Consider the following 13,249-nt stretch of genomic DNA (forward strand, 5'->3'; position numbering starts at 1 on the left):
TCACCTGTGCGCTTGGCGCTGCTCGGCTGTGGCACTGTCGGCCAGGAAGTGGTCCGGTTGCTGCACGAGCAGTCGGCCGACCTGACCGCGCGGATCGGCGCTCCGCTGGAGATCGCTGGCATCGCCGTTCGTCGGCTCGGCCGCGACCGGGGTGACCTGCCGGTCGACGAGGACCTGTTCACCACCGACGCGCTCGGCCTGATCAAGCGCGACGACGTGGACGTGGTGATCGAGGTGGTCGGTGGCATCGAACCGGCCCGGAGCTGGCTGGTCGAGGCGTTGCGTGCCGGCAAGAGCGTGGTCACCGCCAACAAGGCGCTGCTCGCCGAGGACGGCGTGGCCCTGCACGAGGCGGCGGCCGAGGGCGGTGGCGACCTTTACTACGAGGCGTCCGTGGCCGGGGCCATCCCGCTGCTGCGCCCGCTGCGCGAGTCGCTGCACGGCGACCGGATCAACCGGGTCACCGGCATCGTCAACGGCACCACCAACTTCATCCTCTCCGCGATGGACGCCACCGGCGCCGGCTTCGCCGAGGCGCTTGAGGAGGCCACCGCCCTGGGGTACGCGGAGGCCGACCCGACCGCCGACGTCGAGGGCTTCGACGCGGCGGCGAAGGCGGCGATCCTCGCCTCGCTGGCGTTCCACACCCGGGTCGGCGCGGCCGACGTGCACCGCGAGGGCATCACCGAGGTGACCGCCGCCGACATGGCCAGCGCCCAGGCGATGGGCTGCACGATCAAGCTGCTCTGCATCGCGGCCCGGGGCGTCGACTCCGCCGGACGGGAGACGGTGAGCGTCCGGGTGCACCCGGCGATGATCCCGCGCAGCCACCCGCTGGCCAGCGTCGGCGACGCGTTCAACGCGGTGTTCGTGGAGGCCGACGCGGCCGGCCAGTTGATGTTCTACGGCCGGGGTGCCGGTGGTGCGCCCACCGCGAGCGCGGTGCTCGGTGACGTGGTCGCGGTGTCCCGCAACCGGCTCGCCGGGGTGCGCGCGGCAAGCGAGAGCGCGTACGCGGACCTGGCGGTCCGACCGATGGGCGAGGCGCTGACCCGCTACCACGTGAGCCTGGACGTGGCCGACCGTCCGGGTGTGCTGGCCTCGGTGGCGGGCGTGTTCGCCCGGCACGACGTGTCGATCGCGACCGTGCGGCAGGGCTCGGCGGGCGGGCCGGCGGGCCGCGACGGCGACGCCGAGTTGGTCATCGTCACGCACGTCGCTCCGGACGCCGCACTCGCCGCGACAGTCGGTGAGCTGCGCGGTCTGGACATCGTCCGGTCGGTGACGAGTGTGCTGCGGGTCGAGGGCGGCGCCTGACTCGTTGGACCATCGACGGGGCTGCTCGCGCGTCCCGCCAGGTGGGTAAGCCCGGGTCTGCCCTCGACAGCTCGGGCAACGTGGTCCAAGGTGGCCCCGACGAGGTCGGCGCACGGTGCCAGAGGCGAGGAGAGCGACATGTGGCGGGGTCTGATCGAGGCGTACCGGGACCGGCTGCCGGTCACCGCGGCCACGCCGGTCGTCACGCTGCACGAGGGGAACACCCCGCTGTTGCCGGCGCCGGTGCTCTCCGCCCGGCTCGGTTGCGACGTGCACCTCAAGGTCGAGGGCGCCAACCCGACCGGCTCCTTCAAGGACCGGGGGATGACCCTCGCGGTGTCCAAGGCAGTCGAGGCCGGCAACAAGGCCATCATCTGCGCCTCCACCGGCAACACCAGCGCCTCCGCCGCGGCGTACGCGGCCCGGGCCGGGCTGACCTGCGCGGTGCTGGTGCCGCAGGGCAAGATCGCGTTGGGCAAGCTGGCCCAGGCGCTGGTGCACGGCGCGAAGTTGCTCCAGGTGAACGGCAACTTCGACGACTGCCTGGCGACGGCGGCCAAGCTGGCCCAGGACTACCCGGTCGCGCTCGTCAACTCGGTGAACATCGACCGGCTGCACGGCCAGAAGACCGCTGCCTTCGAGATCGTCGAGGCGCTCGGTGACGCGCCCGACATCCACTGCCTGCCGGTCGGCAACGCCGGCAACATCTCCGCGTACTGGATGGGCTACGCCGAGGAGCAGGCGGCCGGCGCCACCACCCGGGCCCCGAAGATGTACGGCTTCCAGGCCGCCGGTGCGGCCCCGATCGTGACCGGCCAGGTGGTGCCGGAGCCGTCGACGATCGCCACCGCGATCCGGATCGGCAACCCGGCGAGCTGGACCAAGGCGTTGGATGCCCGGGACACCTCCGGTGGCCTGATCGCGTCGGTGACCGACCGGGAGATCCTGTCGGCGTACCGTCTGCTCGCCCGCGAGGTGGGGGTCTTCGTCGAGCTGGGCAGCGCGGCAAGCGTGGCCGGCCTGCTGCAGCAGGCCGCGGCGGGCGCGGTGCCGCCCGGTTCCACGGTGGTCTGCACGGTGACCGGCCACGGGCTGAAGGACCCGGAGTGGGCGATCTCCACGGCGCCGGCGCCGGTGACCATCGCGAACGACCCGCTGGCTGCGGCCCGCGCCCTCGACCTGGCCTGAGCGACCACCGCCCGGGGGGCGGGCCTGCGGTCGGCGGGACAGCGTGGGGGCGGCGGGTGCCGGAAGAGGCGAGTCCGGCACACTTTCCGGTATCCCCGCCCGCATTCTCGTTCAGGAGTGAACCAGGCCGATGTCGCTGCTCGCCAGATTCAGCCTCGCCAACCGAGGGCTGATCGCCCTCATCGCGGTGGTGACCACGGTGTTCGGAGCGTTCGCCGTTCCGTCGCTGAAGCAGCAACTGCTGCCGTCGCTCGAGTTCCCGGCCGCGTTCATCGTGGCCCCCTACCCCGGCGCCGGCCCCGAGATCGTCGAGTCGCAGGTGACCGAGCCGATCGAGAACGCCCTCCAGGGCATTCCCGGTCTTGACAAGATCACCTCCACGTCCCGCGAGGGCGCGGCGACGGTCCAGGTGACGTACGAGTTCGGCACCGACCTCGACGACGTGGTCAACAAGATGCAGACCGCGCTGAGCCGGATCGACGCCCAGCTTCCGGAGAGCGTCGACCCGCAGGTCATCGCGGGTAGCACGGACGACCTTCCGGCGGTGGTGCTGGCCGCGGCCGGCGCGGCGGACGAGCGGGCGCTCGCCGAGAAGCTGCGCGCGACCGTGGTGCCGGAGCTGGAGGGCATCGAGGGGGTACGCACGGTCGAGGTGACCGGCACCCGCGACGACGTCGTGGTGCTCACCCCGGACCCGGCGAAGCTTGCCGCCGCGAAGGTCCCGCCGACGGCGATCGGCGCGGCGCTGAAGACCAACGGCGTGGCGGTTCCGGCCGGTGCGGTGACCGACGGCGGGTTGGCCCTCCCGGTGCAGGTCGGCACGCCGATCGCCACGCTCGAGGACCTGCGCGGCATCGTGGTCGTCCCGGGGGCGGCGCCGGTCCGCCTCGGTGACGTGGCGACGGTCGAGCAGCAGCTCGCTCCGGCCACGGCGATCACCCGTACCAACGGCAAGGACAGCCTCGGCATCGCGGTCACCGCAGCGCCCGACGGCAACGCCGTGCAGATCTCGCACGAGATCCGCGACCGGCTCGACGACCTGAAGGACGCCGCCGGCGCGGACCTGACGGTGGTCTTCGACCAGGCGCCGTTCGTCGAGAAGTCGATCGAGTCGCTGACTACCGAGGGCCTGCTGGGCCTGGTGATGGCGGTCATCGTCATCCTGGTCTTCCTGCTGTCGGTGCGCTCGACGGTGGTCACCGCGGTCTCCATCCCGCTCTCCGTGCTGGTGGCGCTGATCGCCCTGTGGATCGGTGACTACTCGCTCAACCTGCTCACGCTCGGGGCGTTGACGATCGCGGTCGGCCGGGTGGTGGACGACTCGATCGTGGTGTTGGAGAACATCAAACGACACCTGGAGTACGGCGAGGAGAAGCGGCACGCCATCATCACCGGCGTCCGGGAGGTGGCCGGCGCGGTGACCGCCTCCACCCTCACCACGGTGGCGGTGTTCGCGCCGATCGCGCTCGTCGGCGGGTTCGTGGGCCAGCTCTTCGCGCCGTTCGCGATCACCGTGACGGTGGCCCTGCTCGCCTCGCTGCTGGTGTCGCTGACCGTGATCCCGGTCCTCGCGTACTGGTTCCTCAAGCCGCGCGGCGGCACCCCCGACGACGAGGCGGTACGGCACGCCGCGGAGGAGAAGGAGCTGCGCAGCCCGTTGCAGCGGGCGTACCTGCCGGTGATCGGGTTCGCCACCCGCAAGCGGTCGACCCGCTGGATCACCGTCGGGCTCGGCCTGCTGGTGCTCTTCGCCACCTTCGGTCTGGCGCAGAAGTTGGAGACCAACTTCCTGGACGACTCCGGCCAGGACACTCTCAACATGAGCCAGGAGCTGCCGGCCGGCAGTGGCCTGGCGGCCACCGACGCGGCGGCCAAGCAGGTCGAGGCGGTGCTGTCCCGCACCGACGGCGTCGGGACGTACCAGGTGACCGCGGGTGGTGGGGACAACCCGTGGGCGGGCGGCGGCGGCAACAACGTGGCCAGCTGGTCCCTCGCTCTCGACGGCGACACCGACGCCAAGCAGATGCGTGAGGTGCTGCGCAAGGAGTTCGCCCAGCTCGGCGCGGGCGTGGGTGAGATCAGCTTCGGCGGCGGGCAGGAGGCGTCGACGAGCCAGCTGGAGGTGATCGTCCAGGCCAGTGACCCGGAGGTGTTGACCCGGGCCGCGGAGGAGGCGCGGGCCGCGATGGCCGGCGTCCCGGACGTGGAGGATGTCTCCACCAGCCTGGCCGAGCGGGTGCCGAGGGTCGACGTGACTGTCGACCGGGTCGCCGCCGCCCGGGCCGGGCTCACCGAGGCAGCCGTGGGGCAGCTCGTGTCGCAGGCGTTCCGGGGAGCGCCGCTGGGCCAGGTCGCGCTCGATGGTCAGCAGCAGAACGTGGTGCTCCGGTCGGGTACGCAGCCTCCGCTGACCGTGGAGGAGCTGCGGGCGCTGCCGGTGGGCCCGGTCAAGCTCGACGACATCGCTGACGTCACCCAGGGTGAGGGCCCGCAGCAGGTCACCCGGATCGACGGTGAGCGCAGCGTGTCGGTCACCGGCGCGGCGACCGGCTCGAACCTGGGCGCGACGAGCAAGGAGCTGCAGAAGCGGCTGGACGGCATCGACGTGCCGGGTGCGAGCTTCACCATCGGTGGTGTCAGCGCCGATCAGGCGGATGCCTTCGGTGACCTGGGCCTGGCGGTGCTGGTGGCGATCGCGATCGTCTTCCTGATCATGGTGGCCACGTTCCGCAGCCTCACCCAGGCGCTGATCCTGCTGATCTCCATCCCGTTCGCGTCGACTGGTGCGATCGGTCTGCTGCTGGTCACCGGTACGCCGCTCGGTGTGCCGGCGCTGATCGGTGTGCTGATGCTCGTCGGCATCGTGGTGACGAACGCGATCGTGTTGCTCGACCTGATCAACCAGTACCGGGCGCGGGGCATGGGGGTTCAGGAGGCGGTGGTCGAGGGTGGCCGGCGCCGGCTGCGTCCGATCCTGATGACGGCGGTGGCGACCATCTTCGCGCTGCTGCCGATGGCCTTCGGGTTGACCGGTGAGGGCGGCTTCATCTCCCAGCCGTTGGCGGTGGTGGTGATCGGTGGTCTGCTCAGCTCGACGCTGCTCACGTTGATCCTGGTGCCGACGCTTTACGCGATGGTCGAGCACACCAAGGAGTCGCTGCGGGGGCGGCGTGCACGGCGGCGCTCCGGCACTCCGGCGGTGACCACGACGGAGACGGACGAGACGCCGACCCCGAACCAGGTCGCGGTGCCGAGCGGTGCGCCGGCCCCGGCGGAGGCCGAGGCGGCGCAGCCGACCGGGCGTCCCGCGCCGTCGGCCGCGCTTGTCGAGGGTACGGACCAGTTCGAGGTGCTGCGGCTGCCCCGTAGCCGTACCTCGCCGCTGCCTCCGGCGGAGCCGACCGAGTAGGTCGTCGTGCAGTACGGTGCGCCCCCGGCGGGATTCCTGCCGGGGGCGCTCCGGGTTCATTCGCCGGAAACACTCCGACCCGACCGCCCCACACCTTGTGTGACTTCTTGCATACTCCTCGTAGATGACTGGGGGTGTGGGTGGAGCGGGGTGGGCGGACGGCCGAGGGCGCGACCGGGTGGGGGCGACGCGACCTGCTGCGTCGTGGCCTGCTGGTGGCGAGCGGTGTGGCCATCGGCGCGGGCACGTCCGAGGCGTGGTGGATCACCCATCGCCGGATGCCGGTCGCCGGTGGCCCCGCGAGTGCCACCCTCGGCAACGGCCAGCAGGATGTCGGCTCCGGCGCGCTGGAGGCGGTCTGGTCGGGTCGGACCACCGAGCGACTGGTGGCCCTCACCTTCGACGACGGCCCGGCACCACAGTGGACGCCGATGGTGCTCGACACCCTGGCCGAGCACCGGGTTCCGGCCACCTTCTTCATGGTCGGTAGGCAGGTCCGCAGGCACGCCGACGTCGTCCGCGGCCGGCTCGCCGGCCACGAGGTGGGCAACCACAGCTGGGACCACCGGGACCTGGCCGAGTTGGACGCCACCGAGGCGTACGACGACCTGCACCGCAGCCACGATGCGATCGCCGAGCTGACCGGGGTGCCGCCGGTGCTCCTCCGCCCGCCGTACGGTCACCTGGGCGGGGCGGTGCTGCACGCGGCGGCCCGGCTGGACTACCGGCTGGTGCTCTGGTCGTTGCAGATGGTGGAGCGGGAGTTCCCCGGTGACCCGGCCGGCCACGCCCGGCGGATCGTGGCCGAGGTCCGACCGGGAACGATCGTGCTCGGCCACGATGTGGGGGCGCACCGCCGGCTGGTCGCGCTGCGCGGGCTGACCGACATGATCAACGGGCTACGGTCCCGCGGTTACACATTCGTCACCGTTTCCGCGCTGCTGGGAGCGGGTGTGGCCTCGACGCCGACCAGGTAGGGTCGCGCTCCGTGGCGTCCACCCTCTCGGTTCTGACCGGCAATCGGAGCTTCCGCAACCTCTTCCTCGCCGAGTTGGTGGTCTTCGGCGCCGACTGGTTCGTGATGGTTCCCCTGTTGGTGCTGCTGCCGCACCTGACCGGCAGCGGGGTCTGGGGCGCGCTGGTGTTGGCGGTGGACACCGGCATCGTGGCGTTGCTGCTGCCGTACACCGGCACGATCGCCGACCGCTTCGACCGCCGGAAGGTAATGATCTGCGCGAACGTGGCCGCGCTGGTGGGCGTGTTGTTGCTGCTCGGCGTGCGGAACGCGGGAACGGCGTGGCTGGCGCTGGTAGCGATCGGTGTGGTCGCGGTCGCCAAGGCGTTCTACTCGCCGGCCGCACAGGCCGCGCTGCCGAACGTGCTGGAGCCGCACGAACTCGCCGCCGGCAACGCCGTCGCCGGATCGGCCTGGGGCACCATGACCGTGGTCGGCGCCTCGCTCGGTGGCGTGCTCAGCACCGCTGCCGGTCCGTACGCCTGCTTCTGGGTTGCGGCGGCGGGCCTGGCGGTGGCGGCGGGCCTCGCCATGCGGATCCGCCGGCCCCTGCAGGCACCCCGCGACGCCGACCAACCGGCCCAGCGGACCTGGTCGGCCGTCCGCGAGGCGCTCGGCTACATCGGTCACCGCCCCCGGGTGCTCGCGCTTGTCACCGTGAAGTCGGCGGTGGGCCTGGGCAACGGCGTGCTGACCGTGTTCCCGTTGCTTGCCGGCGTGTACGGCGTCGGCCCGCTCGGTGCCGGCCTGCTCTTCGCGGTCCGCGGCGCGGGAGCGTTGGTGGGGCCCATCCTGATGCGCCGGGTGCTGACCAACCGGGCCTGGCTGCTGCCCGGGCTGGCGCTGTCCATGTCGCTCTATGGCCTGTCCTACCTGGGCACCTCGGTGGTGCGCTGGTTCCCGCTGGTGTTGCTGCTGGTCTTCGTGGCGCACTTCGCGGGTGGCAGCAACTGGGTGATGTCGAACTTCGCCCTGCAGGGCGAGGTCCCGGACCGGTTGCGTGGTCGTGTCTTCGCCACCGACATGATGCTCGCGACGCTTGCGATCTCGGTGAGCCAACTGGCGGTGGCCCTGGTGGTGGACTCGGTCGACGAACGGGTGGTGCTCGCCGGCTGCGGTCTGATCACCCTGGTGTACGCGGTCGGCTGGCGGATCGCCACCCGTCGGCTCTCGCTCACCGATCCGGCCGTCGAGCCGGTTCCGGACCCGGCGAGCTGAATCCGGCAGTCCCAGGCAGCGGGCGCGGCGCCGCATAGTCGGTGCCGAGCCCTAGCATGAGCGCGTGCCGACGAACTTCACCGCCGGGCCGGTCCGGGTCCGGACCCCCGCGACCAGCGCCAACCTGGGCCCGGGCTTCGACGCGCTGGGTCTCGCCCTCGGGCTCTACGACGACGTGGCCGCCGAGGTCACCTCGGGTGGTGTCCGGGTGACAGTGACCGGGCAGGGCGCCGGTGAGCTGCCCGACGACGACCGCCACCTGGTCGTGCAGGCCATGCGCGCCGCGTTCGACGTGCTCGGGGCCCACCCCGAGGGGCTGAGCGTGGAGTGCGTCAACCGGATCCCGCAGGCGCGTGGGCTGGGCTCCTCGTCCGCTGCGATCGTCGCCGGGGTGTTGCTGGCCCGTGCCCTCGTCGTCGACGGGGAGCAGCGCCTCGACGATGCCGGCGCGCTCCGGCTGGCCGCCGAGATCGAGGGCCACCCCGACAATGTGGCACCGTGCCTGCTCGGCGGTTTCACGGTGGCCTGGTCCGAGCCGGGCGGCGCCCGGGCGGTCTCGCTGCCGGTCGCCGACGCGGTGCGGCCCACCGTCTTCGTCCCGACGGAACGCGGATTGACCGCGATCGCACGCGCGGCGCTGCCGGCCACCGTGCCGCATGGTGACGCCGCGTTGACCGCCGGGCGGGCAGCGCTGCTGGTGCACGCGCTCACCACGGACCCGTCCCTGCTGCTGCCGGCGACCGTCGACCGACTCCACCAGGATTACCGCGCAGCCGGGATGCCAGACACATCTTCCCTGGTCAGCGCGTTGCGAGCGGCAGGTGTGGCGGCTGTGGTCAGTGGGGCGGGGCCAACTGTGCTGGCGCTCAGCGAGCCTCCACCGGGCTTCCCAGTGGGAACAGACTGGGAGATCTGGCAGTTACCGATAGACGTCAGCGGCGCGCGGGCCGCACGGGGTAGACTTGGACACGCCGAGCGGGGCCCTGTTGCCGCAGGTCGGAAGAGTTGATTACGCTCTAGACCTAGCACAGCCGCGAAGCACGCGATCTCCTGCGGGGCGGCGCACCCCCGAAGCTCTCGGCGGTCAGCCCGTCCACCCCTGCCAAAGGCCCACGCCGCACCGCAGTTTCCACAGGTCGCCGCAGACGGCGAGACCTGCTCACCGACGTTGGTGAGTCGGGATACCGACCGGCTGCTGTGTCACAGACTCCCGCGACGCGTCCTTGCGAGGCGGGTGCACCGAGGCCGCCCGGCCACCTGAGCTCCGACTCCGGGCAGTCCCGGCCTTATCGAGGGAAGGATTCCATTGAGCGACACCACCGACGTGACGTCGGATGTTTCCAACGTCGCTGGCGATGCCACCACCGCCGCTCCCGCCCGTCGTCGGCGTAGCGGCACCGGTCTGTCGGCGATGCTGCTGCCAGAGCTGCAGAGCCTGGCTGCGTCGCTCGGCATCTCCGGCACGGCTCGCATGCGCAAGGGCGAGCTGATCGCCGCGATCTCCGAGCGGCAGGGCGGCAACGCCGCCGGGACCCCTCGACCACGGGCCGAGGTCGCGGCCGCGGCCGCCCCGACCCGTGAGGGGGTGCGCGCCGAGGTGCGGGAGACCGCCGACCGGCCGGCAGCCGAAGGGCGTGCCGAGCAGGCACCAGCCGAGCCGGCCGCCGAGACCGAGGGCCGTAGCCGTACCCGGCGGAGCCGGACCGCGACGGCGGAGGCCCGTGCGACCGAGGCGCGTCCCGCCGAGGCCCGTGCGACCGAGGCCCGTGCGACCGAGACGCGTGCGACCGAGACGCGTGCGACCGAGACGCGCACCGACGAGGCGGAGACCGGCGAGCGTGCCGACCGTGGCGAGAACCGCCGCGACCGTGGCGAGCGCGCGGACCGTTCCGAGCGTGCCGAGCGTGCTGACCGTGGGGACCGTTCCGAGCGTGGCGAGCGCGCGGACCGTGCCGAGCGGGGCGAGCGTGCCGAGCGGGGCGAGCGTGCGGACCGTGGCGAGCGTGCGGACCGGGGCGAGCGCGCCGAGCGGGGCGACCGCAACGACCGGGGCGAGCGCAACGACCGTAGCGAGCGTGCCGACCGGGGCGAGCGCAACGACCGGGGCGAGCGTGCCGACCGCGGTGAGCGGGCCGAGCGCAACGACCGACCGGATCGCAACGACCGCAACGACCGCAACGACCGTGGCCAGCGCGTCGAGCGGGACAGCGACGACGACGACGAGGGTGGCGGCCGGCGCGGCCGGCGCAGCCGTTTCCGGGACCGTCGCCGCGGGCGCGGCGAGCGCACCGAGGGTGGTGCCGAGACCGGCGGCCGTGAGCCGCAGGTCAGCGAGGACGACGTGCTCGTCCCGGTGGCCGGCATCATCGACGTGCTCGACAACTACGCCTTCGTACGGACGACCGGCTACCTGGCCGGCCCGAACGACGTGTACGTCTCGATGTCCCAGATCAAGAAGTACGGCCTGCGCCGCGGTGACGCGATCACCGGTGCGGTGCGGGCAGCCCGCGAGGGTGGCAACAGCGGTGACCAGCGGCGCGACAAGTACAACCCGCTGATGCGGCTGGACACCATCAACGGGATGGAGCCGGAGGAGGCGCGGCGTCGTCCGGAGTTCTACAAGCTCACTCCGCTCTACCCGCAGGAGCGCCTGCGGCTGGAGACCGAGCCGCACATCCTGACCACCCGGGTCATCGACCTGGTGATGCCGATCGGCAAGGGTCAGCGGGCACTCATCCAGTCGCCGCCCAAGGCCGGTAAGACGATGGTGCTGCAGGCGATCGCGAACGCGATCACCCGCAACAACCCGGAGTGCCACCTGATGGTGGTGCTTGTCGACGAGCGGCCTGAAGAGGTCACCGACATGCAGCGGTCGATCAAGGGCGAGGTCATCGCGGCCACGTTCGACCGTCCGCCGCAGGACCACACCACGGTGGCCGAGCTGGCCATCGAGCGGGCCAAGCGCCTGGTCGAGCTTGGACACGACGTCGTCGTGCTGCTCGACTCGGTGACCCGGCTCGGTCGGTCGTACAACCTGGCGGCGCCGGCCAGCGGCCGGATCATGTCGGGTGGTATCGACTCCACCGCGCTCTACCCGCCGAAGCGCTTCCTCGGCGCGGCCCGCAACATCGAGAACGGCGGGTCGCTGACCATCATCGCCACGGCGCTGGTGGAGACCGGGTCCATGGCGGACACGGTCATCTTCGAGGAGTTCAAGGGCACCGGCAACGCGGAGTTGAAGCTGGACCGGAAGATCGCCGACAAGCGGACCTTCCCGGCCATCGACATCAACCCGTCCGGTACGCGTAAGGAAGAGGTCCTGCTCGCACCGGAGGAGCTGGCCATCATCCACAAGCTCCGGAAGGTACTGCACTCGCTGGACTCGCAGGCCGCGATGGATCTCCTGCTGGACCGGCTCAAGCAGTCCCGCACGAACATCGAGTTCCTGATGCAGATCGCGAAGTCGACGCCGGGGGAGTAACCATCCCCGGGTGACCACGAAGGGGCACGGCCGTCGCGGCCGTGCCCCTTCGCCATGTCCGGTGCACCGGGCACTGTCCCTGTGCCCCCGAGCCAGGTCCGGGGTCCCGAGCGCTGTCCGGTGTCCCGAACCCTCAGAAGTCGCCGTCGGCCACCTGGAAGACGGTGAGGCCGAGGGATCGCCACATCTGGACCACCTGGACGCGGTCGTCGAAGACGCCGACCACCCGGTAACGGGCCCGGATCTCCCGGTCGTAGATCTCCCGTTTGACGATCGAGTCCTTCCGGGAGTCGCCGACGGCACGCAGGTGCAGGCCCAGGTAGGGCACCCGTACGTGCCGGGCCAGCCACGCCTCGGTGGCGGCGCGGGCAGACGCGTCCCGCCCCGAGCAGAAGACCACCCCGTACCCGGCGGCGTGCATCGCCCGGACCGCAGCGATCACCGCTTTGTTCGGGTGGTCCTGGCCCACCCGGGTCATGTCGTACGGGCTGCGGGAGACGGCGAGCGCGACGGTGCCGTCGATGTCCACCAGCACGATCTCCGACGGGTCGGTCGACGGCGGGTGCACCACAGCGGGGCCTCCGGTGCGGGCCGTCGGCACCGGCAACGGCAGTGTCCGCCCCCGCAGGTAACGCTCGTGCAGCCGGCGGATCGCGTCCGCCCCGACCTGCTCGTCGGTCGGCCGCGCGGCGTCGCGGCGCAGGCAATCGTCAAGTGGCACGTCGGTGAAGTCGTGCACCTCGAAATCCGCGCCGTGGCGGGCGGCCAGGTCGACCCAGCCCCGCAGGGTCCGCGCACGCAGGTTGGTGTCGTCCACGCAGACGTCCGCGCCGGCCCGCAGCAGCGCCTCGACCTGAGCCTGCTGTACGACGGTCACCTGCGCCTCGGCCCACCGGGTGAGAAGCCGCTCGCCGTGCAGCATGCGGCGCAGGTCGTCCCGGTTGACCCGCGAGACGGACGGCTGGAGGGTTCGGGCGAACGTCGTCTTGCCCGACGCGGGCAGGCCCCGGGTGGCGATCAGGCGGCTCATGCGCGGCGCACCTCCGGCTCGACGCGCGTACCCCCGACGGGGTACCCGGCGATGGGCCGCCGGGTGCGCGAATGCCCGGTCAGTGGGAGGGAATGCGGACGGGTAGGCACGTGTTGACGATGCCGGACGAGGTGTGCGGCCCGATTACCGGGTCGGCTCAGGCCCATGGCACACTGGTCAATCGGCCACCGGTTCCGGTTCACGCCCGAGCCCGTCGCGTACGGCGCGACGAGCGGTGACGGCGACCCGGCGACCACCAACGAGAGGACCGAGGCGAGATGAAGGCAAACATCCACCCGGAGTACGTGACCACCGAGGTCACCTGCTCCTGTGGCAACACGTTCACGACCCGCAGCACCGCCAAGGGCGGGGCGATCCACGCCGAGACCTGCAGCGCCTGCCACCCGTTCTACACCGGTAAGCAGCGCGTTCTCGACACCGCCGGCCGGGTCGCGAAGTTCCAGCAGAAGTACGCCAAGGTTCAGGCGAAGAAGGCCAAGTAACTCCTCGTTCGGCGCCCGCGTCCGGTTTTCCACCGGACGCGGGCGCCGTCCGTGTTTTTCCCCCGTTTTCCGCCCGGCCGCTGGCCTG

Annotated in this window: 9 protein-coding genes; 8 read left to right on the top strand and 1 reads right to left on the bottom strand. The window is 71.8% G+C overall.

Features of this window, described 5'->3' with window-relative positions; genetic code table 11:
- The first annotated feature begins 6 nt into the window (after positions 1-6).
- The 7 genes from AB0C15_RS06085 (at position 7) to rho (ending at position 11,628) form a co-directional block, all read left to right on the top strand.
- The gene (locus AB0C15_RS06085; protein ID WP_357349344.1) at positions 7-1,317 is read left to right on the top strand and encodes a homoserine dehydrogenase; all 1,311 of its coding nucleotides are present in this window, start codon (positions 7-9) and stop codon (positions 1,315-1,317) included.
- 138 nt (positions 1,318-1,455) lie between these two features.
- A complete protein-coding gene (thrC, locus tag AB0C15_RS06090) occupies positions 1,456-2,505 on the top strand; it encodes a threonine synthase (protein WP_357349165.1) in 1,050 nt (349 codons plus the stop codon).
- Positions 2,506-2,635: 130 nt separating this feature from the next.
- Entirely contained in the window at positions 2,636-5,914 is a 3,279-nt protein-coding gene (locus AB0C15_RS06095) for an efflux RND transporter permease subunit (RefSeq protein WP_357349167.1), read from the top strand.
- A gap of 134 nt (positions 5,915-6,048) precedes the next feature.
- A complete protein-coding gene (locus AB0C15_RS06100) occupies positions 6,049-6,891 on the top strand; it encodes a polysaccharide deacetylase family protein (protein WP_357349169.1) in 843 nt (280 codons plus the stop codon).
- 11 nt (positions 6,892-6,902) lie between these two features.
- Positions 6,903-8,147, top strand: coding sequence for an MFS transporter (locus AB0C15_RS06105; protein WP_357349171.1), 1,245 nt, complete (start codon positions 6,903-6,905; stop codon positions 8,145-8,147).
- 64 nt (positions 8,148-8,211) lie between these two features.
- Positions 8,212-9,156 (top strand): homoserine kinase, encoded by a 945-nt coding sequence (gene thrB / locus AB0C15_RS06110; protein ID WP_357349173.1) that lies wholly within the window; start codon positions 8,212-8,214, stop codon positions 9,154-9,156.
- A gap of 297 nt (positions 9,157-9,453) precedes the next feature.
- Positions 9,454-11,628, top strand: a complete 2,175-nt coding sequence (gene rho, locus AB0C15_RS06115) for a transcription termination factor Rho (protein WP_357349175.1) — start codon at positions 9,454-9,456, stop codon at positions 11,626-11,628.
- Between the two features lie 133 nt (positions 11,629-11,761).
- Here rho and AB0C15_RS06120 read toward each other — a convergent pair whose 3' ends face one another.
- Positions 11,762-12,658: an AAA family ATPase gene (locus tag AB0C15_RS06120; protein WP_357349177.1), complete on the bottom strand. Its 897-nt coding sequence runs from the start codon at positions 12,656-12,658 to the stop codon at positions 11,762-11,764.
- Between the two features lie 278 nt (positions 12,659-12,936).
- Between AB0C15_RS06120 and rpmE the strand changes: the two genes are divergently transcribed.
- Positions 12,937-13,161, top strand: a complete 225-nt coding sequence (gene rpmE, locus AB0C15_RS06125; protein WP_130404116.1) for a 50S ribosomal protein L31 — start codon at positions 12,937-12,939, stop codon at positions 13,159-13,161.
- Positions 13,162-13,249 lie beyond the last annotated feature (88 nt).

Origin of the sequence: Micromonospora sp. NPDC048835 (assembly GCF_040649995.1) — a bacterium.
Classification (GTDB): domain Bacteria; phylum Actinomycetota; class Actinomycetes; order Mycobacteriales; family Micromonosporaceae; genus Micromonospora.

Coding starts and splice junctions, on each gene's coding strand:
- thrC (WP_357349165.1), top strand. CDS start 1,456: ATGTGGCGGGGTCTGATCGAGGCGTACCGGGACCGGCTGCCGGTCACC.
- AB0C15_RS06095 (WP_357349167.1), top strand. CDS start 2,636: ATGTCGCTGCTCGCCAGATTCAGCCTCGCCAACCGAGGGCTGATCGCC.
- AB0C15_RS06120 (WP_357349177.1), bottom strand. CDS start 12,658: ATGAGCCGCCTGATCGCCACCCGGGGCCTGCCCGCGTCGGGCAAGACG.
- rpmE (WP_130404116.1), top strand. CDS start 12,937: ATGAAGGCAAACATCCACCCGGAGTACGTGACCACCGAGGTCACCTGC.